The 25,353-nt window shown below is 44.5% G+C and carries 21 protein-coding genes; 10 read left to right on the plus strand and 11 right to left on the minus strand.

Features of this window, described 5'->3' with window-relative positions; genetic code table 11:
• Window positions 1-526: 526 nt before the first annotated feature.
• The 3 genes from ATB76_RS03140 (at window position 527) to yegD (ending at window position 3,148) form a co-directional block, all read left to right on the plus strand.
• The gene (locus ATB76_RS03140; RefSeq protein ID WP_038873466.1) at window positions 527-847 is read left to right on the plus strand and encodes a DOPA 4,5-dioxygenase family protein; all 321 of its coding nucleotides are present in this window, start codon (window positions 527-529) and stop codon (window positions 845-847) included.
• A 235-nt stretch (window positions 848-1,082) separates the two neighbouring features.
• Window positions 1,083-1,709: a hypothetical protein gene (locus ATB76_RS03145; RefSeq protein ID WP_038873467.1), complete on the plus strand. Its 627-nt coding sequence runs from the start codon at window positions 1,083-1,085 to the stop codon at window positions 1,707-1,709.
• 86 nt (window positions 1,710-1,795) lie between these two features.
• Complete coding sequence (yegD, locus tag ATB76_RS03150; protein ID WP_061034598.1) at window positions 1,796-3,148, plus strand: molecular chaperone; 1,353 nt, start codon at window positions 1,796-1,798, stop codon at window positions 3,146-3,148.
• Window positions 3,149-3,386: 238 nt separating this feature from the next.
• Here the strand turns inward: yegD and ATB76_RS03155 are convergent, their stop codons facing one another.
• Both ATB76_RS03155 and ATB76_RS03160 read right to left on the minus strand, forming a co-directional pair.
• Window positions 3,387-3,863 (minus strand): copper chaperone PCu(A)C, encoded by a 477-nt coding sequence (locus ATB76_RS03155; RefSeq protein ID WP_038873472.1) that lies wholly within the window; start codon window positions 3,861-3,863, stop codon window positions 3,387-3,389.
• Window positions 3,864-3,948: 85 nt separating this feature from the next.
• On the minus strand, window positions 3,949-4,410 hold the full coding sequence (locus ATB76_RS03160; protein ID WP_061034599.1) for a hypothetical protein: 462 nt from the start codon (window positions 4,408-4,410) through the stop codon (window positions 3,949-3,951).
• Window positions 4,411-4,785: 375 nt separating this feature from the next.
• Between ATB76_RS03160 and ATB76_RS03165 the strand changes: the two genes are divergently transcribed.
• Complete coding sequence (locus ATB76_RS03165; protein WP_045405184.1) at window positions 4,786-5,826, plus strand: hypothetical protein; 1,041 nt, start codon at window positions 4,786-4,788, stop codon at window positions 5,824-5,826.
• Window positions 5,827-5,891: 65 nt separating this feature from the next.
• Here the strand turns inward: ATB76_RS03165 and ATB76_RS03170 are convergent, their stop codons facing one another.
• The 3 genes from ATB76_RS03170 to ATB76_RS03180 all read right to left on the minus strand — a co-directional run bounded on the left by ATB76_RS03170 (window position 5,892) and on the right by ATB76_RS03180 (window position 7,945).
• Window positions 5,892-6,188, minus strand: a complete 297-nt coding sequence (locus ATB76_RS03170) for a hypothetical protein (protein ID WP_038877133.1) — start codon at window positions 6,186-6,188, stop codon at window positions 5,892-5,894.
• 117 nt (window positions 6,189-6,305) lie between these two features.
• Window positions 6,306-6,641, minus strand: a complete 336-nt coding sequence (locus ATB76_RS03175) for a hypothetical protein (protein ID WP_045405185.1) — start codon at window positions 6,639-6,641, stop codon at window positions 6,306-6,308.
• Window positions 6,642-6,763: 122 nt separating this feature from the next.
• The gene (locus ATB76_RS03180) at window positions 6,764-7,945 is read right to left on the minus strand and encodes a DUF5666 domain-containing protein (RefSeq protein ID WP_061034600.1); all 1,182 of its coding nucleotides are present in this window, start codon (window positions 7,943-7,945) and stop codon (window positions 6,764-6,766) included.
• Window positions 7,946-8,034: 89 nt separating this feature from the next.
• On the opposite strand from ATB76_RS03180, the gene ATB76_RS03185 reads away from it, so the two are divergent.
• The 4 genes from ATB76_RS03185 (at window position 8,035) to ATB76_RS03200 (ending at window position 12,431) form a co-directional block, all read left to right on the plus strand.
• The gene (locus ATB76_RS03185) at window positions 8,035-8,703 is read left to right on the plus strand and encodes a response regulator transcription factor (RefSeq protein ID WP_038873507.1); all 669 of its coding nucleotides are present in this window, start codon (window positions 8,035-8,037) and stop codon (window positions 8,701-8,703) included.
• Entirely contained in the window at window positions 8,675-9,916 is a 1,242-nt protein-coding gene (locus ATB76_RS03190) for a HAMP domain-containing sensor histidine kinase (protein ID WP_045405187.1), read from the plus strand. Before ATB76_RS03185 ends, ATB76_RS03190 begins: the two co-directional genes overlap by 29 nt.
• 157 nt (window positions 9,917-10,073) lie before the next feature.
• On the plus strand, window positions 10,074-11,003 hold the full coding sequence (locus tag ATB76_RS03195; protein ID WP_038877126.1) for an SRPBCC family protein: 930 nt from the start codon (window positions 10,074-10,076) through the stop codon (window positions 11,001-11,003).
• A gap of 138 nt (window positions 11,004-11,141) precedes the next feature.
• Window positions 11,142-12,431, plus strand: a complete 1,290-nt coding sequence (locus tag ATB76_RS03200; protein ID WP_061034601.1) for an alkaline phosphatase — start codon at window positions 11,142-11,144, stop codon at window positions 12,429-12,431.
• An 82-nt stretch (window positions 12,432-12,513) separates the two neighbouring features.
• Here the strand turns inward: ATB76_RS03200 and ATB76_RS03205 are convergent, their stop codons facing one another.
• The 6 genes from ATB76_RS03205 to ATB76_RS03230 all read right to left on the minus strand — a co-directional run bounded on the left by ATB76_RS03205 (window position 12,514) and on the right by ATB76_RS03230 (window position 21,601).
• Window positions 12,514-12,957, minus strand: a complete 444-nt coding sequence (locus ATB76_RS03205; protein ID WP_039974230.1) for a hypothetical protein — start codon at window positions 12,955-12,957, stop codon at window positions 12,514-12,516.
• Window positions 12,958-12,969: 12 nt separating this feature from the next.
• A complete protein-coding gene (locus tag ATB76_RS03210; protein ID WP_038873500.1) occupies window positions 12,970-14,748 on the minus strand; it encodes a S8 family peptidase in 1,779 nt (592 codons plus the stop codon).
• Window positions 14,749-15,004: 256 nt separating this feature from the next.
• On the minus strand, window positions 15,005-15,340 hold the full coding sequence (locus ATB76_RS03215) for a hypothetical protein (RefSeq protein WP_038873503.1): 336 nt from the start codon (window positions 15,338-15,340) through the stop codon (window positions 15,005-15,007).
• Window positions 15,341-15,349: 9 nt separating this feature from the next.
• On the minus strand, window positions 15,350-17,125 hold the full coding sequence (locus ATB76_RS03220) for a tetratricopeptide repeat-containing diguanylate cyclase (RefSeq protein ID WP_230677765.1): 1,776 nt from the start codon (window positions 17,123-17,125) through the stop codon (window positions 15,350-15,352).
• A 782-nt stretch (window positions 17,126-17,907) separates the two neighbouring features.
• Complete coding sequence (locus tag ATB76_RS03225) at window positions 17,908-19,164, minus strand: aromatic amino acid transport family protein (protein ID WP_061034603.1); 1,257 nt, start codon at window positions 19,162-19,164, stop codon at window positions 17,908-17,910.
• 220 nt (window positions 19,165-19,384) lie between these two features.
• The gene (locus ATB76_RS03230; protein WP_038871645.1) at window positions 19,385-21,601 is read right to left on the minus strand and encodes an EAL domain-containing protein; all 2,217 of its coding nucleotides are present in this window, start codon (window positions 21,599-21,601) and stop codon (window positions 19,385-19,387) included.
• Window positions 21,602-21,964: 363 nt separating this feature from the next.
• Here ATB76_RS03230 and ATB76_RS03235 point away from each other — a divergent pair, with 363 nt between their 5' ends.
• Both ATB76_RS03235 and ATB76_RS03240 read left to right on the plus strand, forming a co-directional pair.
• Window positions 21,965-22,399: an N-acetyltransferase gene (locus tag ATB76_RS03235; RefSeq protein WP_039976522.1), complete on the plus strand. Its 435-nt coding sequence runs from the start codon at window positions 21,965-21,967 to the stop codon at window positions 22,397-22,399.
• Window positions 22,400-22,688: 289 nt separating this feature from the next.
• Window positions 22,689-25,352 (plus strand): nitrate reductase, encoded by a 2,664-nt coding sequence (locus ATB76_RS03240; protein ID WP_061034604.1) that lies wholly within the window; start codon window positions 22,689-22,691, stop codon window positions 25,350-25,352.
• Window position 25,353 lies beyond the last annotated feature (1 nt).

The following is a 25,353-nucleotide window of genomic DNA, read 5'->3' on the forward strand; positions in this document are numbered from 1 at the left end:
GGGTACTCAGGCTTTGATATCAGCGCAAAAGGTCATACCTAGGATTGCAGTTGTTTTTGATAGTTATTGACGCATCTGTCGTTCGTCTCTCTAACAAAACTGTGTTCTGGAAAAACACAAGGCGTCGCTTGATACTGCTGTTTACACCGCCTAATCCAGTGATGAATCTTGATATAACCAGACACTGTAAGTGTAAGCAAAATGTTAAATTATGCTTTGATTTACGCAATGCTCCACAGTAAAATTTCGCTTACAGTGTATTTTTATAGGATAAAACACTGGTTTTAAGAATTGTACGTTTTCAGAATTGAATGGAATCACTGACTTTGACCAGAAATTTGCGACAAAATTACGCTGTGAAATTTCACAACTTGAATAGTTTTTAAGCACTTTGAGGTGATAATTCAGTAACACGTTATTCTCGTCGTCACGCTTTGACTAGATAGAGTCACTTGTCACTTCCCAAGGTTAGGGAATGCATGTAGTGTGACCCATAATTAAAGTCTGTGATACTCATGGAGAAGTTATGTACCACATTCATGTTTATTTTCCGCTTCAGCAGCAGGAAAAAGCTCAAGCCTTGAATGAAATTATTCGTCAAGAACGCCAAGACGTGCTGCGCGTTTTTCCGTTAGTGTGTAAATTGGTTGGGCCCCATAAGATGCCAATGTTTGAACTGCACGTTGAATCCGTGAGCGAGGAATTTATCGCTTGGTTAGATACCATTCGAGGTGGCTTCTCTGTCTTAATCCATCCAGTCAGCGATAACGAATTACGTGATCACACAGAACATGCGATTTGGCTCGGGCGCGAACTCGGAGTATTTGAGGAAAAGCTCGAAGCGTAAATCGTTGGGGTAGGCGACGTTTCCCCTCCTTGTTCGTCCTACCCAGATTCAGCAATTCCGTCCATCGTGTGCTAAACCTAAATAACGATAGTGATAAAAGAGTCACCATCGTATGTTCTTATATTTGATGTTTAGCAACGCATTAAAACAAGATTTAGCATATAAATCAGGGAAGTGCAGTATACGACCCCAACGCCATTGGCAGTGGAAAGGACATTTCTAGAGGGGAAAGGGGATGCTAACAATACTCTTGGTGGCACTAGCGCTGTATATCTTTTGGCTGTTGTTTCGTAATGGCCCTGCATTTGCCGAGCGTGTGCCAAGTAAAAAACGCAACTGGGTCGGACCAACCGCTAACCAAGAAGAGTGGCAAGGCTATTGTTCAGAAGTCTTTCAACCATTCAGTTCTCAAACTACCTTTTATGCCATCGCCTATTTTGCCAACTTCGTTGCGGCTGCGAATGCGATTTCGTGGTCGATCATTTATGAAGGTGACTATCCCATCATCATGAGTCGTTTTGGTAGCTATTTCATCGTTAATACTCATGATGCGCTGTTGGTTTCAGGGTTTGTCGCGTTGGCGTGCTTTATTATAAATTGGCAGCTTGCTGTCCATTGCGCAGGAATCATGAGCCAATATTTGGTGCGCATACTCATCATTAACCGCACTCGTTTCGTAGCGATTAGCTTAGTGTTTTGTAGCTATTTTGCATACTTACTTACAGTAGGTATTTTTTGGCTCTTCCACGATGGATACTCGATTTGGCATGGGCTTACGCTCACACCGGTATTTCTGCTTTTGGCGTTGCTTCTTGCGTTTGTACTGCCCTCAATGAAAAAAGAGCCTGTAGAGAAAGACTAAAGCCAGATTCAATTCAAGTTGTTGCGCTAGAATTTCCACGACTGTTGAGGTAGGATTGCCGACCTTTTTTGTCAGTGGGAGGACTTATGTACATCGGCTTTGACTATGGCACCGCAAACTGTTCGGTGGCGAAAATGGAACAAGGTGAGCCTCAGTTGCTTAATCTTGAGGGGAATAGCCCTTACATTCCTTCCACCCTTGCGTCACCAACGCGTGAATCGGTGTCTGAACACCTATTTCGTCATCGTAATATCAAGCCTTTTGATAAAGTGGGTGAGCAAGTTCTGCGTCGCGCTATAAACTTCAACCGCGAAGAGAGCATTGAACTTGAGCCTGAAGATATGGCGTTTGGACAAGCAGCGCTGAATCGTTACTTAGAAGATCCTCGCGATATTTACTATGTGAAGTCACCGAAGTCTTTCTTAGGTGCATCGGGCCTGCGTGACGTTCAGTTAAGTTTCTTTGAAGATCTAGTGTGCGCCATGATGGACAACATCAAGTCGCAAGCTGAGAACGATGCGCAGCAAATCATTACTGATGCGGTGATTGGTCGTCCTATCAATTTCCACGGACGTGGAGGAGAAACGGCGAACATCCAAGCAGAAGGTATTCTCTTAAGAGCAGCAAAACGTGCTGGCTTCCAAAATGTTGAGTTTCAATTTGAGCCTGTTGCCGCGGGTCTGGAATATGAAGCGACGCTAACGGAAGATAAAACCATTCTGGTGGTCGATATTGGCGGTGGTACGACAGACTGTTCTTTGATTCAAATGGGACCATCTTGGCGTGGTAAAGCGGATCGCACAGCAAGTCTGTTGGCGCACAGCGGCCAGCGTGTCGGTGGTAACGATTTGGATATTGCATTGGCGTTCAAACAACTGATGTTCCCATTTGGTATGGAGAGTAAGATGGAGTCGGGCATCGTTATGCCAACCACACAGTTCTGGAACCCAATTGCGATCAACAACGTAGAAGCGCAGAGTGACTTTTATTCTCGTGAGAACCTTTCGGCGTTGAAACTTCTGCACAAGCAAGCGCAAGAGCCACAAAAGCTTGCTCGCTTGTTAGAGGTTTACCATGAGTCTCTGGGTTATAACATTGTCCGTCGTGCGGAAGAGGCGAAAGTCGCGCTTTCTGAACAAGCGTCTTACCATGCGGGCATTAACTTGTTGTCTGAGTTGATTGAAGTCGATGTTCAACGTGATGAGATGATTGAAGCGATTGAATCACCGAAGAATAAGATGACAGCGTTAGTAACAGAAGCGGTAGAGCAAGCGGGCGTAAAACCGGATGCAATCTTTATGACCGGCGGCTCGGCACGTTCACCTATTTTGCGTGATGCAGTGCAGACAGTATTGCCAAATATTCCGGTGGTGAGTGGTAACTACTTTGGTTCGGTAACCGCAGGTCTAGCGCGCTGGGCAGAGGTTTGCTTTAAGTAAGACTGAGTTAGCTGTTAATAGATTCCTGATCTCGCCTAGGCTCGTCGGAATGACGAGGGTGGAGTTTGGTTGATGTGTTGAGCACTAAGCCACTCAAACTTTGATAGAAGACTAAATGGGGTCATTCCCTAGAGCGGGGAACGAGCGAGTAGGGAATCTCTCAAGTACACATAATTAAAGTCTGAACACCGAAAGCAAAAGAGCCCGCTGAAGTCGCGGGCTCTTTTCGTTTAAGCGATTAATGGTGGTGCGTGTGCTTTTCCATGTGGTCTTTTTTCTCAACCGCCATTTCTACTTCCACTTTACCTGCTTTTTTGAACGTCAAAGTCACAGGGAAACGGTCGCCTTCTTTTAGCGTTTGGGTTGGGTTGAAGATCATGAGATGGAAGCTGCCTGGCTTGAATTCCACTTTCTGCTGAGGCTCTACCACGACTTCATCAATCTTAATCATCTTCATCATGCCGTCTTCTTTCGTGTGAGTATGAATCTCTACACGGTCAGCAATCGGTGTTGAAGCTGCAATCAGCGCGTCATCAGCATCACCTAGGTTACTTAGCTGGAAGAAACCGCCAATTACTGGCGCATTTGGTGGTGCTTCACGACTCCAAGGATGATCGATGTGAATCTTGCCTGCTTCATATTCGTGAGCGAGACTCAGTGGGCTCGCTAATAGAGCAATAAGAGCGAAGGCTGTGGTTTTCATTGTTTTAAGCATTAGTGTTTTCCTTTTGAAATTTTGCTTCTCCGAATCGTTTGTGCGATCGGATTAATTGTTATTGTTGTGCGCCACATGCAGAGCATTAGGCAAGGAAAGCACGAGGTGGTGATTGTTTTGGTGCGACGTGTTTATACACTTGTCGACCACATAGGGCGAAGTCGTAGGATATTAATGTGTGCTTGCGGCGTCGCAGCCAAAAGATGGTGGCAAGAAAGAGTCCTAACGCAACGGAGATAAAGAATTGAGCGGCTTGCAATAACGGACATTCAAATTGGATGCTGTCGTGCAGATTGAGATCTTGAATGAAGTCTGAGTTGGGAATTGCATTCGCTTGAATTAACTCGTTAACATCGACCCATTTAAAGCCATCTGCAGTACACAGTAGCACCTTCTCATCTTGTACTTGGTTGAGCCAGTTTTCACCGTGAATTTGCGTAGGGTTGAGCGCGACGGTGGATGTCAGGTACAACTGAAACAGCACTGCGATGATTATCGCTACTGCGCTTATAGTTGGTTTTCCTGATTGTATTTTGACTGTTCCCATACGACGCGATACTTCATTGTTTCGGCGCGGGATACTAACAAATGAGCGTTAAATTGTAACTGGTAGTTTATAAAAAGGTGATGTGAGTGTGTTTTATTTGTTTTGTGGATTATTGTTCTAAAGATAAATATCTAAAATTGCGTTGCTCACAGCACAGCTTAACCTGTTGGCTTGCTGAATGGTGCGGATTTGATTGGTGATTTTACGTGCTAGAATCGCGCTTATTCGATTCAAAGTGACTATCTATTCTTCACTTGTTTTCCATTAACGGAATTATGACAGTAATTTAATAAAGGATACGGTATTCTCCGCACCTTTGTAGTTGCCTGAAGCGCCCGTCATATAAGGGTTGCGGAATCTTAAGAAATTTCTCCAATGAAATACGAACAACAGATCGGATATCGATATCCTAAAGGTCGCTTTGCGATGGTGAGCGTGTATGCGTTTACTGGTGCAGCGATTTTAGCATCGACTATTTTCTCTCTTTTACTGTTTTTGTCGATTGATGAAAACCCAATGATGCAGGCGCTATTTGGCGGTTTGGCCATCATATTTGAAGCGGGTAAATTTTACGCTTGGTATGAATACGGTGAGCGTCGTGCCCATCGAAACTACGCAGGTGCCTTAACGGCATTGGTGTTTTATTTGGTTCTCGCTGCCATTTCTATTGGTGGCAGTATCGGTGGTATCAACAGTGCGACCAACAGTGCACAAAGCCATATCTCGGTAGAGCAGGCAAAAGTTGAAGCCTACAACCGTCAGATTGCATCAATCGATAAACAGATTGAACTGAACAACATGGCGGCGCAAAAGTACATCGAAATGGAGCGCATCGCGACAGGTGTCTCTCGTATTCAAGAGCAAAACAAGAAATTGCGTGAAGAACAGCAACGCCTAGCGACGGAACGCGACAGCTTACCGCCAGTCGCGCAAGGTTCGGTGATCGGCTTGATTGACAGCTTGGCGAAAGCATTCGGTACTACATCGTCTCAAGCGCAGCTGGGTTTGGTGGTCTTCTTATCAATCTTGTTGGACTTCTTCGCAGCGTTTTTCGTTGGATTGATTGGTGAAGAGAACCGCTTCCGTCATTATTTCCGCAGAAACGATGGTATTACGCTAGCGAACGTTCGTGATATTGAACTTGAACCGGCGGGTTACTTACCTCATATTAAAGAGGAAGAACAACCTGAAATGTCTGTGCCAATTGAGCCAGAAGAACCAAAGACGTTATTAGAACAAGTGAGTGATGCGCTAAAAGGGCATCAAGTGACATGTACTAAGAAAGCCGTCGCGAAGCAGTTCCGACTTTCAGCAGAAGAAGTTGATAAAGTATTTGAAGAATTGGCTGAGCTTGGTTTAGTCGGTAAGAAAGCGAATCACCATTACCATTGGATTGGTCAAGCTGAAGCGGCTTAAGCATTTCGAGCGAAAAACAAAAGAGCGTCCATCTGGGCGCTCTTTTTGTTCGCGGAAACACAGCATTAATCCGTGATGATTTTCTTGGTTGTGTTCTTAAGAGGTTTCTTTTCTTTTTCTGGCATTGCAGCATCAACTGCTTTACCTGCAATCCCCTCATCTGGCAGAGCGTCTTTGCCCGCTTCTACGGTGGTATCTTTCAACGCTTCTTTTGGGGTACAACGACCACCAACACCAACAACCGCTTTGGTTGCCGTTGCTTTCGCGGCTTTTTCAGCATCACAGTCGGGGTCCATTACGCCTGCATAGCTGGCTGTAGAAACAAACAAGAAAAGAAGGAGGGCCAGATTACGTATTTTCATTCCAGTTACCGTATTTATGTAAACATGCATTAAGTGTAACTGAGGGATTCTGATTTGCAGGAAAAGAAAAGTGCCGCCAAAGCGACACTTGTGGGTTTCTGTTGTAATTTCGGAAGTTTAGTCGTTCGCGAGCTCAATTTCTCTTGCGATATTTTGATCACCTACAACCACACCATCAACCTCAATCGTTGCACCATCTAGGTTGGCTTCCTGTACTCCTTCGAGTTGAGTATTGCTATCAATCACGACGGTTTTGGTTTGAAATTCAGGCCCATGCTCGTTTTGGCAAGCAAGAACAAACGTTCGGGAGTCTGCGTTATAGCTGTTTACTAAACCGGTGCACTCAAAAGATTCAACTCGTTCTGGTGTTGCATCAGCCTTTGTTGCAGCAAAACTGCTTGCTGAAGCACAAGCGCTGAAAATCATCATTAGAGGCAGTGTTATTTTACGCATTATTAATCCCTCATTTGGTCATACGTATCTGTTGTAAAGAGGATAGAAGAAAAGTCGATACGGGAGGAAAAGAAGCATCAAATTGTGATGCTTCTTAAATATTTGCGTGTATTTACATTACGTTAGTCGTCGTGACTTTCTGCTTCTACTTCACGTGCTACGTTTTGGTTGTTGATGATCACACCTTCAACTTCGACTTTAGTGCCGTTTAGATTGTGCTTTTCTAAGCCTTCAAAGCGAGTTTGAGCGTCAATCACAACGGTGTTGTTGGACATGACTTGGTCTGCATCATTTTCACAGCGTGAAACTTGGAACGTTTCCGTGTTTACGTTGTAGTTTGTTACCACACCTTCACATTCAAACTCTTTACCTTGCCAGTTACTGTCGTGGTCACCATCAAAATCTGGGCCGTCGATCTCGACTTCGGTCGCCGTGCGAACGCCATTTTTCATTACAGACGTTACTTCAACTTCTTGGCCTTGTTTCAAGTCGGTTTTAGTCCCGTCTTCAAAGCGGGTCGCGTTATCGACAACGAAGTTACCACGGTAGTTTAGTGAGAATTGGCTGTAGTCATTAGCGACCCAAGTAACAATGCCTTCTACGTCGTTATCACCGACCAAGCTGTCGTAGTTTTCGACTTCAACTTCTGTAGCCATGAAAACATCGCCTTGCATCGTACCTTCGGCTTCTACCCATTCGCCAACGCTCAAACCATCAACTCGGTCATAAGAGACTGTGACGTTCGCACCTAGTTTGAATGTACCGTTATTGGTGTCAATGCTTGAGATACGACCTTCAATTTCATCAGGACCGTTGTAATCGAAATCAAACTTAACGACGGATAGCACTTTGTAGCCCGCATCAGCGGTTGGTAGTGAAGACACCATAACCCAGTCGCCTTGGTCGATTTCATCACTTAAACCTTCAAAATGAAGTTCAACACCGTTTACCGTGAACGTTTTGTTGATGTGGTCAATCGCGGTCACCGTGCCAGTCATGGTCGGTTCTAGCGTAACAACAACCGGTTCCTCTGTTGATTTTTCTGTTCCAGAACCCACTTGAACCATCATGTTTGGCTGAACGGCGCCAAGGTTGGTTTCTTTTGAACCATACATGACTTCAGAAACGCGGTAGGTGTAGCCATTTACTGTAATGGTGCTTTTCGCTTCGTTTACGGACTCAACCGTACCAATCGCTGAGCTTGGTTTTGCTGCCGGTTGAGGTGAAGAGCTGCCACCGTCACCAGAACCACCACAACCCGATAATGCCATGCCCACTGCGGCTACAAGCGCTAATTTTTTCATGATTTATACCTGTTTTTGAAAGCTTATTTATGAATTTGGTTGTATCTTATGATGCGTATCGTGAAGTGTTCGTGAAGAAACGTGAGCCTATGAAAATATTAATTGTCGATGATAATCACAATGTTTCAGAAACTATTGCCGATTATCTGGAATTGGAAGGGATGACGATAGATTGCGCTTATCATGGAGAGGCCGCGCTAAATTTAATTCAAGAAAATCATTATGATGTGATCATTATGGACATCATGATGCCGAAACTTGATGGCATCAGTACCGTCCATAAACTGCGTCAAGAGTATCTATGTGGTACGCCGATATTATTTTTAACCGCCAAAGATACGTTAGACGACAAAGTTGCCGCGTTTCAAGCTGGGGGTGACGACTATTTGATGAAGCCATTTGCAATGCAAGAGTTGAGTTTACGTGTGCATGCACTGGCAAATCGAGGCCCGAGACAAGATGTTGGCACGCTCAAATTTGCCGACATTAGTTTGGATGTGCGTACCGACCAAGTCACAAGAATGGGTAAAGCACTCAAACTGAGTCGTATTCAAACTAAGATCTTAAAACTGTTATTAAAGCGGGCTCCGGCATCGGTATCTCGAACCGAAGTTATTGAGGATGTCTGGGGGGATGAACCTCCGGGCAGTGATGCGTTGCGTAGTCATATTTACGGGCTAAGAACTGCACTCGACAAAGGGTTTGATGATTCTAGATTAGAGACCATTCATGGACAAGGTTACCGACTTAAAGCATAAAGATTACCCAAGTATTTATCGCAAAATTCGTTGGGGTTTTGGCCTTATGACGTTTGCGATGTTTACGTTGTTTTGGTCATTAATTTATGTGGCAGAGAACAAACTGGAAGTGTTGAGCTTGCATCACTGGCTCGATACTGAAGTGGTTCTATACAAAGAGAATTACAAAAAGCAGGGTTGGGATGCCCCTTTGCCAAACGTGATGGAGTTTGATTCCTACTGGAGCAAAGCTCCGACACCTGATTGGTTGCTGTCGTTTAAGTTTCCAGGCTTCTATGAATACCTATTAGGTGAAGAGGATAAGCACTTTGTTGTCTTCGAGCACCCATCTGGTGAAGGATTGATGTACATCGTCTTTCAAGATGATTCCGATGATTATCTGGATGAGTACGAAAGCTCGTTGCATCAATTTACTTTTTTCTTGGGTGGCTTGTTTTCCATCATCATGGTTGGCTACGGTGTTTACATGGTGCGAATTCTTTCTCGTCCACTGGCTAAAATTGAAGGCAAAATCGGCTGTATGCCGCCGGACCAACCCGCGTTTGAAGTCGATACTAAGTTCAGTGAAACCCGACATATTGAGCAAACTTTGCTGGACAGTAAAAACAACATCGCAGGTTACTTCCGACGAGAGCAAGAGTTTAGCCGATTTGCATCACACGAACTTCGAACGCCCATCATGGTAATAAAAGGCTCTGCAGATATTTTAAGCCGAGTGCCAGATCAACCACGCGTCGCGCAAAAAGCCATTGCGCGTCTTCAACTGGCCAGTGAAGAAATGCGGGTTCTAACGGAAGCTTTCTTACTGTTAGGGAAAGAGAATGTTGAGCCGCAGCACTACGGCGACCATGAATTGATTGTTTGCCTCAATCAACAGCTAGAAGAGCTTGCTCCTCTGTTTGCTAAACAAGGTGCAGAGTACCAGTTAAGGGAAAAAGACAGTGGTGTGGTGCATGCGCCTGAGAGTTTTATCACCATTGTGATCAATAACCTGATTAAGAATGCATTCAGTTACAGCGTTGGTGACATCGAGATTGAACTGAATAGCACTCAATTGGTGGTTGTGAATCGCCATGATGGTAATGAGACCTACAATGCCGGTTATGGCTGTGGGCTTGTGATTGTGCAACGCATCTGTGAGCGCATGAGTTGGCCGTTTGAATTAGAGGATGATGGCGTAAGGTTTACGGCCAAAATCGACTTTGTTTCCTGATTGAGCACTTCGATTAGGGGAGTGCTTCGAACGGTGTGAATAACGAAAAGCCAGAGATTTCACTCTGGTTTTTTTGTACCTAACTGCCAGTGAAAAAAGAAAAAACACTGATATGAATTAGACTCTAGGGAGTGGAAGGGAAACTCAAGGAGCGACTATGCTTTCGTACCACGTAAGTAAGAGCGTTGAAATCGAAAAGACGCAAAGCGAGATTATCGATTACCTCAAAGATTTTAAGAATTGGCCGGAATGGTCTCCTTGGCTTATTTTAGAGCCGGATTGCGAGCTAACTTACAGCAATGAGCAGGGGCTGGTCGGTTCCGGCTATCAGTGGAACGGGAAGCGTGTTGGTACTGGGGCTATGGTCTTAGAGAGCACACAAGAACATCGTTTAGATATGGAATTGCACTTTTTCCGCCCTTTTAAAAGTCATGCGAAAGTGACGTTAATCGTCACGCCATCAGAGAAAGGATCTGTGGTGGAATGGCAGATGCAATCAAGCGTGCCGTGGTTTTTATTCTTCTTGAAAGGCATGTTTAAAAGCATGATTGAGATGGACTATGAACGTGGGCTGCGCATGCTGAAGCGCCAATTAGAGACCGGAACTGTCTTATCTGAATTGGTTGAAGTCGGTAGTCGTCAGCAAAATGAAATTAACTACATTGGCTTAACGGGTTCCGGCATGATGAATGATCTGGGACCAATCATGCAAGATCACATTGAACGATTATTTGACCTCGTAGAAAAAGAGAAGCTACCTGTGACCGGGGAGCTCTTTTGCTATTACTTATCCATGGACATGAAGCGTGGATACTTTGAATTTATTACCTGTTTACCAGTTAAAGCTGGCGTTGCCGCGATGAGGGATTTTGTTGCGGGAACCATTCCTGCCAGTGACACCTTTGTTGTGGAGCATAAAGGTGAATATTGGTTTCTGGGTAATGCGTGGTCAATGGCGATGAGTGTGACTCGGCATGATGGTGTTAAAGTGAAAAACAAACCTTTGGGTATTGAACGCTACTTAAACAGTCCGCATGATACTGAGCAGGCTGAGCTGCGCACTGAGGTTATCTTATTTAAGAAATGATGTGCGTTGTAAAACTATGAACTAACGCCATGTTTCATCCTAACTGCATGATAGTATTCGTTAATGCTTTAACATTAGAACGATACTCAAGTTGATGAGTGCCATATTGGCATCATCGCATTATGTCATGGATGAGATATGAAACTGAAAACCCCTCTAATAACTGCCTGCTTATTTGCCAGTCCTGTCTTTGCCAGCGAGGCGCCTAAAAACATCATCTATATGATTGGTGATGGGATGGGACCTGCCTTTACCTCTGCCTACCGTTATTATCATGATGACCCAGCCACAAAAGAGATTGAGCCGACGGTGTTTGATTCGATCTTAGTTGGTATGGCAAAGACGTATCCTGATGACGTCACCTATGTTACTGACAGTGCAGCAAGCGCGACGGCACTGAGCAGTGGCATTAAGAGTTATAACGGTGCTGTGGCGGTTGATGTCGATAAAAAGCCAGTTAAAACCATGCTTGAGATGGCAAAAGAGCAGGGGATGACGACTGGATTAGTTGCAACGTCACAAATTAATCACGCCACGCCAGCGAGCTTTGCAGCTCACAATGAATCTCGTCGAAACTATGATGAGATTGCCAATGATTACATTGATAACAAAGTCGATGATCAGTTACCTGTTGATTTATTACTTGGTGGCGGTGTGCGTTATTTTGAACGTGAAGATCGCAATTTGGTTGAAGAATTTAAACAGCAAGGTTACCAGTACATTACCGATTTCAAAGACCTTCCTGCATTGCAAACTTTACCTGCGTTAGGCCTGTTCGCAGATAAGGCATTTCCATTTGCGCTTGATGAGAATCCTACTCGTCTAGAGGAAATGACCAACAAAGCTCTCTCACTGCTGCAACGTCGAGATAACGGTTTTTTCGTTATGATTGAAGGCAGTCAAATTGATTGGTGTGGCCACGCGAACGACATTGCGTGCGCGATGGCAGAAATGGATGACTTTGCCAAATCGATTGAATTGGCGAAAGCTTATGTCGATGCGCATCCAAACACTTTGTTGGTGGTGACGGCTGACCACTCCACAGGCGGTTTAACTATCGGTGCCAATGGACAATACCAATGGGATACAGAGGCGATTAAAGGAGTTCATCAAACTGCATGGCCCTTAGCGATGTCATTAGCGCAGTCTCACGATATGATCAAAACATGGAATGCTTCTGTGGATTGGGAATTGTCGAAAGAGCAAGGTAGGCAACTCGCTTATGCGAAATTAAGTGAAGAACCAGCGAAAGCGCTTTATAAAGAAGTGAAAGACATCATCAACAAGAAGAGTTTTACTGGTTGGACGACGAAGGGCCATACCGCTGTTGATGTTCAAGTGTTCGCTTACGGGAAAGGGGCTGATAAGTTTGTGGGCTCACAGAACAATACCGATATTGCCAAGAAGTTGATCGGGTTTATTCAATAAATTAGATTGAAGCTGATTAGTAAAGAAAATGCCTCAGCGATTGCTGAGGCATTTTTATCAGCCAACTTCTCTTGCTAGAGAATTATTGTGCACGGTATTTACCGCTGTTTAGTTCAATTTTAGACGCTTTTACGCGACTGTCCGCATTTAGGTAATCACTGATGCCAAGAAGATCTTGGCCTTCTGATGCTTTAAACACCGCGGATTCACCTTGTGCGAAGACAACTTCAAGTTTCAGCTCCTTTGCTACAGCCTTTGCATCCGTAGGACTTTTTACTGTTACAAAGATAAGGCCTGTGGCTTTAGATACGTTACTAAACGCGTTCTTAAACACCTCATCACCTGCATGCAGTTCAGCGGCTTCAGATAAGTTATCGACTGATAGCTTACGGTAGTCTTGGCCGTTAACTTCTAACGCGTCAGAAGCGACGAATAGCTCAGGAGTTGGTTGCTCTGCCAATTGCTGTGCACTTGCAGTTGCCGCCATTGTTGAAAGAGCCAGAATAGAAAAAGTCATAAATTTCATGTGATTGACTCCTTAGTGACCGAAGATGCGCATAGACCAGTTTTTGATAACCCCTGGTTGTGCGTTGTTTGCCATCGGTACATCATAGATAGCAGAAGAGTTGAAATATGCAATGAATGAGAATACTTCATCACCGTTGGTATCGATCGCGCGTAGCGTCCATTCGCCTTTCGCATTCTCACCGTAGAACTGGTTCGACAGCATTAGTTGGTTTTCATAACCTGCCACTGTTGGATCAAGTGATTGACCAACAAGGCCGTTGCGAGGCGTTTGTAGAACAGAACGCGTACCTGCTGGAGAAATTAGTTCAATTGCCAAATCTGGTAGGCGTGAGTGTTCCAGCGTTAGCTTAACTTGAACAGACTCAACCGTTAAGTCTTCAGTGATCGCAACAGCAGAAGAGCCGCCCGTTAAGCTTGCATCTGGAACGCTCACTTCAGTTGCATTGTTTGCCCATGGCGTAATGACTTGTGCAGGTAGAACGTTGTTTGTCATACGTGCACGCTTCATTGCTTCATCTAGGTTAACGGCACCAAAACCATAGAAGGAATGGAAATCAACGCCCGCTGCGTTTTTCTGCCATGGTGAAATAGCTTCATAACTGACAACTTCACCTTGGTTGTTGACAAATTCAAGTGCAACACCTGGGTGATCTTTGTCCGTGACACTTGCTGTTTCTGCAAGAAGAGCACGAACATCACGAGCTGATAACGCGTGGTTTGTCGACATGATTGCGGCAATCGCACCAGAGGTGTTTGGAGCAGCAGAAGACGTACCATTCATCGTGCTGGTGTAGTTACAGTTTGGATCTTGCTCTGTACCGCCATGCAAGCCATTAATACCCAAATCTGCGCTGGTGTTTTGACCTTCTTCACAGCCCATTAAGTCCGTTGTTACCATTGCTGGAAAGTCTTGGCCGTATTCCCCCGCTGGTGCAGCAACCCAAACGTTTGTACCTACAGACGAGTAACTTGCACGTGTACCATCGGCACGTAATGCACTAGTGACTAGGTTGTAGTAACTTGCGTTGTCATAAGACTGCTGTGAGTTGTGCATTGGTAAGCCTTTGTTACCACCACCGGCGAAGAAATCGCCTGGAAGAACGAAGAATCGGCCAGTATTGAAGTAACGATAACCGTTACCTGCAGACTTAACGAAGACTGCTCCACGGCCCCATGCGTTACTTTCACTCACATCTTTCATTACATCCATTTCGAGTTTGAACTGAGGATCATTCTCGTCGAATGGAATAGGGGTAAGTGGGCTAAAGCCATAACTTTGGTTGAATACGCGCACGTCGCTGGTAGACGCGTCTGCACCGTGAGAAATTAACCAACCTTCAAGCGTTTGGTTAGCGAGCCAGTTAAAGCCCATCAAAGAAGAGCGAGAAGCGACACCGCGAACGCCTTCACCGTTATTACCGACAGCACTGATCAAACCGGCAACGGCAGTACCGTGACCATTTGCATCGACTGGGTAGTCGGCTGGGAATGAAGAGTCTTCAACAAAGTTTCTGCTGCCTGTGACTACGTTACCTGCAAGGTCTGGGTGGTCGATTTGAACACCAGAATCGATAACGGCAACTTTCACCCCAACGCCAGCAATACCCATTGCTTGTGTCAGGTTGGTGTTTAAATCGTTACCCGCAACCGCAGGATTGGCCGCGAACGCCGTTTGTCCTGTGTTGTTTAAGTGCCATTGCTCTGAATAGAGCGGATCGTATGCCGAGACGGCAGGAGAAATACCTACTGCCAACATCGCGGCGAATAGGCGATTAATGCGTGTTTCCATTTGTGACCTCATTGTCTTTGTTTGGAATTTTTGTCCCTGTTCGATACTCCTTTAAACAGGTCTAAACAAAGCTAGCGGTTAACTAAGGAGACGAAAACTGTTTACATCTTATTTACGTTCATTTTTCGACGCACGACATTATCTTGACGTTAACTGCTTGAAGTCACTTGGGATTCTAGATATTTGACTGGAAGATAGCGTGTTTAAAAAGCAGGAAAACTAGAGTAATTTCCTGCTTTTTATGGAATGGGGTGATTTATATGGCAGGTTGTATGGTTGCCTCAGGTTCTGTAGGGGCTTGTTCTTTACGAGACAGCAGACCGTCAACTACCTTTTCAACATAAAACTTCTTAAATTCTTTATCGCACCATTTCTTGTTCAAACCGCGACGGTTGAATTCAGCACCGATTGCTACTCGAGTTTGATTTGTGGCGCGATTGTAGTAGAGCGTTTCGCATAATTGCATGTTACTCATTTGCTGAGCGTACACATTAACACTGCTACTTCGCATTCCAAGTTGGGAAGCTTGTTGGTTACTGCATGCAGCCAAAAAGAAAGGGGCAAATGCAGCAAGAATCCATATTTTTTTCATTGTGCTTTTCTATGACGTCGAGTGAATTTTGTGCTGGTTACGACCAGCTTGTTTGGCATCATACAGAGCTTGGTCCGCGGCAAAGAACCACTTATCCCACTCTTGTTTGATCGATTGAGCGCTTAACTCGTTGACCGCGCCGAGAGAGATTGTGGCGCTTAGCGACTGTGAGTCAACCTCTAGATTGTTGTTTTCTACTGCAAGTCTCAAACGGTTGAGTGTTTTTGCACAGTCGTCGACGTGACGGATTTCGAACAATAATACAAACTCTTCACCACCCCAACGAACTAAAAGATCACCAGAGCGTGTCGCCTCATCCAAAATAGTGGCGACATGTATCAGCATCTTATCGCCTAAGTCGTGCCCGTATTGGTCATTGAACGATTTGAAGTGGTCGATATCAATGACCGCTAAGGCAAACTTTCTATCTGGACTGCGACGAGCCATATTTTCCAACCAGCTAGGAAGGTAGCGGCGGTTATGGACTTTAGTTAGCGGGTCTGTTGTGTTCTGTTGCGCCAACTCTTCGTTGATCTTATTCATCTGGCGGATGTAACGGAACAACCAAAAACCGATAGCCGCAACGACACAAAAATAGAAGATTTCACGATAGCGTTGAGATTCAAGCTCAGACGCTTGCAACGCATTTTTTGCTTCTAGTAAGGTCAGCTCTTTTTGCGCTAACTTTGCCTCAAGATCGAGCTTGATGTTAATCATTTCTTCACCATGGACATGGCTAGAAAAGTTGCGCTCCAAACTGCGTAACTGACCTAAGTAATCAAATGCAGCTTCAAACTTCTTCAACTCTTGATTCGCTCGAACCATGACTAGAAGAAGGTCCATTTTTTGTTTAGTTTCAGCGCTAGCCGATTCATTTAAGCTATCGAGTGCCAACTTCGCATTTAAGATTGCTTGATCAAACTGATTGTCTGCGAGGTACGCTTCGGCATACGCCTCATAACAAGCGGCTTTGATACTTTTATGATTCTGAGGGTTAGGTAAGGCTAAGCAGGCTTCTGCTAGCTCTAATGATTCATCTATCTTACCAAGCGTACTCAAAAGCTGAGATAGGTTGGAAACAGAATTATGTTTGATTCTTACTGAGCCGGTTTCCATCGACAGTTTCGCTGCTTGTTCGAAATAGTGTTCAGACTCAAGGTACTCTTCCATTCCAAAATAAACCACGCTCATGTTAGCGTACATGATCGCCAGGAAAAGGCTGTTGTCGTAATGATCATCGCTGTTTAAATACCCATCAATCGCTTGATCTAAGTAGGTTTTCGCTCGCTTCCAATCGGACAGTTCCATGTAAAGAGAAGCGATATTATTGAGCGTCATCGCGATTTGGATTTCAAACTCAGAGTGTTCAAGCAGATCGTAAGCGGTACGGTAGTGTCTTAGGCCTGTTTGCACTTGAGCGCGTTGGACTTCAGCATTACCTAACCAGCGATAGGCGCGGCCCTGCAAAGAGTCATAACCGATCTCACGCGCGGTGTTGATGACTTCGTGTAATAGAAGTTCGCCTTGCCACACTTCGTCTGCTTCTACCAATTCTACGGCTTGGTTGAGTTTGGCTTCTGCAATAACCCACGGCAACTTGTGCTTTTTACCAAACTCCACAAGGTTGGGAAGTTTCGGTAAAGGAACCCCTTCATAGCGTTCTAGATAGATACGGGCAAAGTAATACAGCGCTTGAGATTCTGGCGAAGCATTAGGTGTCAGTGACAGATCGCTAGATTTAATTGAACGAGGTTTACCAATGGAGTCGAAGTAGAACTCCAGCATTGGATAATCTGCGCGAGCAAGATGTTGCTTTAGGTAGCTTTCCTTTTTGGGCGCGTCAGCGGCTAGGCTGGGTAGTGAGCAAAGCACTCCAAATATAATAGTAAAAAGGAATCGCAGCGTTTTTAACGGAAAAGGCATCAGACTGTTGATAGAAAAGCTGACTCTTATAATGAAACACGTAACAAGTTTATCATCTCTTAACCGCGATTACCCATAGATTTAGCGGTTTTATTCTGCTTATTATTCTCTTCACCAAGCCAATGAAACTAGGCATGTGGTCAAGGTAAACGTTTAAAAAGTTCAGCTTTGTCGTAAGGGAGGAAGGTAGAGTCTTTCAGCGGTTATTTATATAAGAAGGGTCGGAGGGCTGGTGGGGATATTTTCGCTGACCGATTCAAAAATAAAGACGCCGTTTGATGATAGTTCAATCTTAAAAAATCGTTCGATCTCTAAAAGTTCACATGACTGTAATAAAAATTTAATCTTTGTATGAGTTGTGGAAAAATGCTTTTTTCGACATAGTGTTAGTAAGCCAAGAGAAAACGGCTTGTTTTCACTAAAAAGGAGATTGCCTATGCACAATGAAATGATTCAACCTTCCCACTTTGGTATCATCGGTCGTACTTGCATCGCGTCTGTACTAATGATCGTAGGTGTTTTCACATTCATGTAATGAGAAAGTCTCTTTCTATTACCGAATAAGAAAACCATAGCAAAATTCAGGGAATTACCTTAATAAAAAATAAGGTATTCCCCTGAAAATAAAAGCCACGTCTATTTTCTTAACTCAACAAGCTAAAAACCAACGCACTTACTGCAATAATCCCCGTCAATAGGACAAAGTACGTCGATACTTTTCCACGATACTGCTTTAACGCTTTCACTTTGTACACCGACAACATCGGCATAATGAACAAGATCATCGCGATAACCGGGCCAGATAGTGCCTCCATCATACCCAAAATGCTTGGGTTCATGATTGCCGCAATCCAAATAGACACGAATAGCACCACAACGCTGATGTGATCAACACGGCGTTTCGGCATATCTGAATGCTTAGTGATCAAACCATTTAGGCTTTCACGTGCACCTAAGAAATGGCCAAGGAAAGAAGAGGTGATCGCGACAAATGCTACAAGTGGACCAAGCGTTGCAATGAATGGATTGTCTGTTGCATTTGCTAAGTAAGACAGTACTGATACGTTTTGCGATTTCGCCTCTGCCAGTTGCTCTGGAGAAAGCGCCAAGACACAAGAAAACACAAACAAAAGAACAAACGCAATCAGCATGACGCTTGTACGACGCAGAATCAGTTCTGATTTATTATCGGCCGCATCACCATAATGACGACGTTGAACATTTGCAAAAGTGGAAATTGCTGCTGCGTGGCTGAAAGAGAAGATCACAACCGGAATCGCTAACCACATTGTGCTTGCGAAGGACGACATTTCCGGCGCATCCATCACTGGCATGCTCCAGTTCGGCATCAGATAAAATGAAAGAAACGCCAGAATCGCAACCAATGGGTAAACCATGATAGCAAACGCACGTAGCATCACTTTTTCACCCGCCATCATGATAGCAATTAAGCTGAACACCAATACGCCGGAAAGTAGGGCACGCGGTAATGGCTCCATACCCGCTTGGTTGATCATGAAGCTGTCAACGGTGTTGGTAATACCTACGCCATAGATAAGTAGAATCGGGAAGATTGAAAGGAAATACAAGAGAGAGATAGAGCGTCCCGCTTTTGCGCCAAAGTGCTCTTCAACCACATCGGTAAAATCTGCGTTTTTCACTTTTGATGACAGCACAAATCGTGCTAGGCCACGGTGTGCCAAATAAGTCATTGGGTAGGCGAGTACCGCCATGACGATAAGCGGCCAAAAACCGCCAATACCTAAGTTAATCGGTAAGAATAAAATACCCGCACCCACGGCAGTACCAAACAGACTTAGTACCCAATGGGTATCATGTTTAGTCCAAGCGTTTGTTGTGTTTAATTCACTAAAATTTAATGTATATCGAGATTCTTTCACTTAAAACTCGCCTTTATAAAAATAATAATCGCGCGGATGTTAACTGTTTTAGTGATTGTTATCACATGGAGGTGATGGTGAATCATGCTAGTGAAGAGGCAAAGGTGTAAACTATCGAACCATGTAAAATTGAAAAAAGCGATATATAGTTTCAGTTCGGTGTTTATAAATTGAAATTATATCGCGAAATATTACGATTTTATGGTTTTAGATGTTGCGGTTAAGCTTTGTTCGATAACATTGTAAGGTGTTCCGAAAGCAGCAGTGGTCTTGCGACCCCAAACCCTTGAGCAAACTGGATATTTAGCGCTTTCAGTGTATCGATATGACCTTCTGATTCGACAAACTCGGCAACCGTGACCAACTGCATGCTGCAGGCGACTTGGCTGATGGCTTGGACGATGATTCGGTCATTTTCACTGTCGACAATGTTTTTCACGAATGAGCCGTCCACCTTCAGCACGTCAAGGGGAAGGCGACGCAAATAATCGAAGCTCGCATAACCGGTGCCAAAATCATCCAGTGCGATGGTGGAACCTGCTTCCCGAAGTCTGTTTAAGTTTTGAATTGCAATTGGTTCATTACGAAGTGCATCCGATTCGGTAATTTCAAAACACAGTTTATTCATCGGGATCTGGTGTAGCTCCGCTTCGGTTTGAATGTCTTCCGCTAAACCCTGTGAATTCAGCGCTTTGGCGGTCAGGTTGATGGCACATCGTCCGATCGAGTCCCAATCTTTAATATGGTTTTTTAGCGCTTTGAAAGTGTGTTCGATTACCCATTTGTCTAGCTCTCTTTCTAACCCGAACTCATTGATTAAAGGGAAAAACTCAGCCGGAGACATAAGCTCTCCCTGTTTAGGTTTAAGGCGCAGCAAAATCTCAAAGTGGGCATTTTGAGCGTTATCCGATAGCGCTCGATAAGGCTGACAATAGAGCTCAAATTCGTTTTCGCGAAAGCACTGTTGGATGAAGCTCAATTGGTTAAGTGTCTTATTTTCTTCTTGATTGTGTGTTACCCAGTTCACGCATGCGGTGTCGCGACCTTGTTGCTCGCACAGTTTGGAGATCAAAGGATCAAGATTGTGGTTTCCGTCGATGGAAGCACACTGGATGGTACGTTTTACAAGGCTTACCGCGCTGTCGTCGAAGTAAAAATAAAAACGGTCTAACAGCCCAATGAGTTTGTTTAACTCTGCTTCCATGTTTGGCAAGCGTGGTGCAAAACAAAGTAAACCGCTAGCGAATGGCGGCAGATAAGCTCGAGTTAGGTGGTCAGTCTTATACGCGAGGTATTGGCTAAGTTGTTTCATTAACTGTGCTCGACCTTGGTGTCCTAATCCATGAAGTTTAGATAAGGTTGGTTCAAGATCGATGTAGATCAATGTCGCGTGAGTTTGCGTTGCGACATCTTCTTTTAGTTGCGCGAGATTGTATAACCCCGTAAAGCTATCGATGCGTTCTTTTCGAATCGCATTACGTGTCGTGACATAGTTCTTTATTGTATGAGCACCAAGCATAAAAGTGAGCATGGTCAGTACAAACAAAACCAGCAGCATCGCATAAACTTGTTCACGAGATATAAAGCCAAGATTGTATCGACTGATGATGTTTTCCACGCATACCAGCAATGTCGTTGCACCAATCAACATGGGGCGCAGTAAACCTAATTTGCCTAACCCCATGCCTACTAGGCACAGTAACATCAAACTGAGCGTATTAAGTGTCAGCGGGTTTTGTGTGGATATGCTGGCGACCAAAAATAGCGCACATACCATCAACCATAAGCGATAGTGTAATGGATCAGAGTAGGCCGCCATCATTGCACGATCGAGCTTAATATACGGTGCATTTTCTCCATCAAGGACATAGCTTAAACCAAGGCACAACAGAGGAGTTAGTACCATTTGTGTCAAAATGGCGCTCAAAACAGAGTAAGCGATAAACTCAAAAGAGAGATTTGCCACGTCACTTAAAAAGGCACTAATCAGCATGAGTAGAGCAGTGTTTGCAATAGGATAGAGAATGCCGATTAATACCGCATAATAACTGAGCTTTAAGGTGAAGTTATACGCCGCAACGCGTTTTAATGCGGATCGGTAGAGGTGACAAAACAACAGCGGCAATGCGGGTAGCAACACAGAAAATAGCAAAGCCATTTCCCACGGACGTTTGGAAAAGCACCCATAGTAGAAAAGTAACCCAGCAATGATTGTTGGCAAAACGCGCCAACTGTATCGGAGTATCACTGTTACAACGAAAGCGGCCGTAAAAGAGAGTACGTGGACACGATCCTGTGCTATCACGTAAAAGTTGGAGAGGCTATAGCTTACTTGTATTGCGCAAAATATTAGGATTTGAATGCCTAAAAACTGCCACCACTTTTTATTTTTATAATCGAGCAACAGGGGTGATTGCTCGAATCCAGACATCGACATTATTTAACTCTAATTTTGACAGCGTAATGGAAGCATCCGTTTAAGCACGGATGCTTCATTTTTTATAATGATTCGCCTAGCAAGGTGATTGCAGTTGCTCATGGTGGGCGGGTTAGCCCTTATCGTTTTTATTATTTTTGTATATAAGAGCGGCGATTATTCTACAAAAAACAACCAACAATCAAATAAAAACTGGTACGACGTTCCGTTAATATGAAAGAGTGCTCATGAACACGATTCTTTGTTTGAAAAATCAACCTTTGCCTAAAGTTGGTAAAGCACTAGAATCTGACTGAAATAATTGGAGTTTATCGAAATGGGGCTTTAGATATTGCTTAATGTGTCCCGAAGGAGTGAGTTGTTATGAAGATCACCTCAGCAGAAAAACAAGATTTAGTTACACTATACGAGCTTGAGCATAAGCTGTTTGGGCATCATGCATACCCAAGATTCTTCTTCAGACAAGCATTTGATTGCTGGCAACAGGGGTTGGTAGTTTCCAAGCAAAGCGAGCAAGTCACAGGCTATGTATTGATGGCACAAAGTGATGAACAAAACACCCATTGGATCTTGTCACTTGCGGTAGATAGTCAGCACCGAGGAAAGGGGATTGCACGTTCGCTTGTGGAGAATGTAATCGCAAAAGCAAGTTCCGGTTCTGTTATTAAGTTAACTGTCGATCCAAACAATGCGCCGGCTTACAAGTTGTACACTTCGTTAGGCTTTAAGGTTCTGGAAAAAGAAGAAGATTATTTCGGTGATGGAGAGCCGAGACTGGTCATGGCACTAGCCCGTTAATCTTGCACTTCTGTGATTCAAACTCGCACCTAATCAGTGCATTGCCAATTATAAAGTGAAAACGGATTTTGTTAAGTTATTGAAATGTAATGCAATATAAAATTGGCATCGGGTTTGCTATTTAGATTATGTTCATCGTTAACTCGATGCGCCGCTTTCCCTTAGCAGGCGGTTAAGCGGATAGGGTATTACTTTTTGAGCTTTTATAGGCAATGCAGCCTCTCTCGTTTCGGGAGAGGTTTTTTTTCGCTTGTAGCTCGTCATTCTAAGGAAAGAATCAGGGGGCGGAATGTCGCAAGGATGCAAAAAAACCACTTGTCCCTATTGTGGTGTTGGATGTGGTGTCGAGGTCAATGCGAAAGGAATCGTTGGGGATGCGTGTCATCCTGCAAATGCGGGATCACTGTGCGTAAAGGGCGTCGCGTTGGCAGAGAGCTTGAATATGCCTTCGCGCTTGCTGTATCCAAAGCTTGTTACCAAGCAGCGACCTCAAGGGCAAGAACTACAATGGCAACAAGCCACGGATCTGATTGCAGAAAAGATTCATCAAGCGAAAGCAGAGTTTGGACCGGATTCCGTCGCGATGTACGTGTCAGGCCAGTTGTTGACGGAAGACTATTACGTCGCCAACAAACTCATGAAAGGCTATGTTGGCAGCGCAAACATCGATACTAACTCGCGTTTGTGTATGTCTTCGGCGGTTGCGGCTCATTTACGAGCATTTGGTGAAGATGTCGTTCCTGTCAATTACGACGACATTGATAATACCGAGCTGTTGGTCATCTGCGGTGCGAATACCGCTTGGACGCATCCTGTTTTATTCCGACGTATTCAACAAGCGAGAGAGAACAATCCTAATCTAAAGCTGGTGGTCATTGACCCGCGTGAAACGGTCACAGCACAGCAAGCGGATTTGCATCTACCAATTAAAAATGATGGGGATGTATCACTTTTAAATGGGCTGCTTAAGTTTCTTATTGAGCAGCAATATATTGATTCTAAATACATAAATTCTTATACCGACGGGTTTGATGCGCTTGCAGAAGAAGTTTCTGATTTGCGTTACGATGTCACTAATCTAACGTCTTCCATTGGCATTTCAGAAGAAAAACTCACGACATTCTTCCAATGGTTTGCGCAAAGCCCAACCGCAATCACGCTGTTTTGCCAAGGGGTTAACCAAGCCGAAAATGGTGTCGATAAAGGCAATGCCATTATTAATGCACATTTGGCGACAGGTAAAATTGCCAAGTCAGGTTGCGGGCCATTTTCTATTACAGGTCAGCCGAATGCGATGGGCGGACGAGAAGTCGGTGGATTGGCAAATCAATTAGCGGTTCATCGTGCTTTTGACGCAGAGTCTATCAAGCAAGTGCAAGCGTTTTGGGATTCACCAGAAATTGCCACTCAGCCCGGTTTAAAAGCCGTTGAACTGTTTGAGGCGGTAGAACGTGGTGAGATTAAAGTTCTGTGGATCATGGCAACCAATCCCGTTGTCTCTTTGCCAGATAACCAATTGGTGAAACATGCACTAGAGATTTGTCCGTTTGTGATTGTTTCAGATATCACAGCGGATTCGGATGTCGCGCATTACGCGGACCTGTTGCTGCCCGCCGCTGGTTGGGGGGAGAAACAAGGAATGGTCACCAACTCTGAGCGTCGACTTTCAAGGCAGCGTCAATTTCAGGCGCCTCCCGGTGAAGCAAAATCTGATTGGTGGGCGATAAGCCAAGTCGGACAAGCTCTGTGTGCATTGGAAAAGACACAAAATGGCTTTGCGTTTACTTCTGAGCGGGCGGTATTCAGGGAATATGCCGCGATGACAGGCATGAATGCAGATTCGCCATTGAAGCTAGATCTTTCTCAATACGCCAACTTAACCGAGCAAGAATACGAAGAGTGGGTGCCGACACAATGGGGAGGAGAGCGTCCTTTTGCTGATGGAATCTATTCGCACCAAGATGGAAAAGCGCGCTTTGTCGTGACCAGTGAATCTCCAACGCGTTTAGAAAGAACAAAAGGCTGGTGGCTCAATACGGGCAGGCAACGCGATCAATGGCATACCATGACGCGCACAGGGCATATCGCACACCTTGCCGCCTCTGAGTTAGAACCAACCGTGTACATGAACACACTCTCTGCTACTCAAAATCGCTTAAAAGCAGGACAACTCACCAAGCTGTTTCAGCCTACTTCAAACACCAGTATTTATGCCAAAGTTGCCATTGATGAAGGTTTGGGTTTTCAAGAGCTGTTTATGTCAATGCATTGGGCGGGTCGATATGGCGGTGAAAGCAGTGTTAACGCGATAGTAAACAGCGCAAAAGACCCTATTTCCGGGCAACCTGCGTTTAAGTCGTCTTATGTTGAAGTGCAAGATGCGGCGGTAAAAACCTACGGTATGTTCATCGGTACACAATTTGATTCCGGCAAGTTTCTCTACAGCGCATTTCAAGCAGAAAGCAATTTGGGTATTTGGCGCTTTGCACACGATAAGCGACCAAAGAAGCAGAGTTTTTGTCGAACGGAAAAGAGCCGCAGAATTACGATAGATATTGCTCAGGGTTGGCTAGCGGTGGATTACGACCTTGTTGGAGACGTTCGTATCATTCGCTCTGTTTTAGTGGTGTCTAGCGAACCGATTCAAACTGACTACACCAACTTTACTGGCTTGATTGGCAAGCCGATGGAGCTATCGCAACTGCTTACCATCACTCAATCGCAAAGCAGTGCCAAACTGGTTTGTAGTTGTTTCCGTGTCACTGATAAACAAATACATGACGCGATGGATAAGCAAGACTGCACTTCACTGACTCAACTTCAAAACAAACTCAAATGCGGCACTAACTGTGGCTCGTGCGTTTCTCAAATCAAACAGATGGTCGACAGTCATCAGCATCAAAAGGGTAAACAGCAAGCGAACCAGCAGAGTCTGGCTATTCAAATAAAGTAAG

It is taken from the genome of Vibrio sp. MOR3, from assembly GCF_001557775.1.
Lineage (GTDB): Bacteria > Pseudomonadota > Gammaproteobacteria > Enterobacterales > Vibrionaceae > Vibrio > Vibrio jasicida.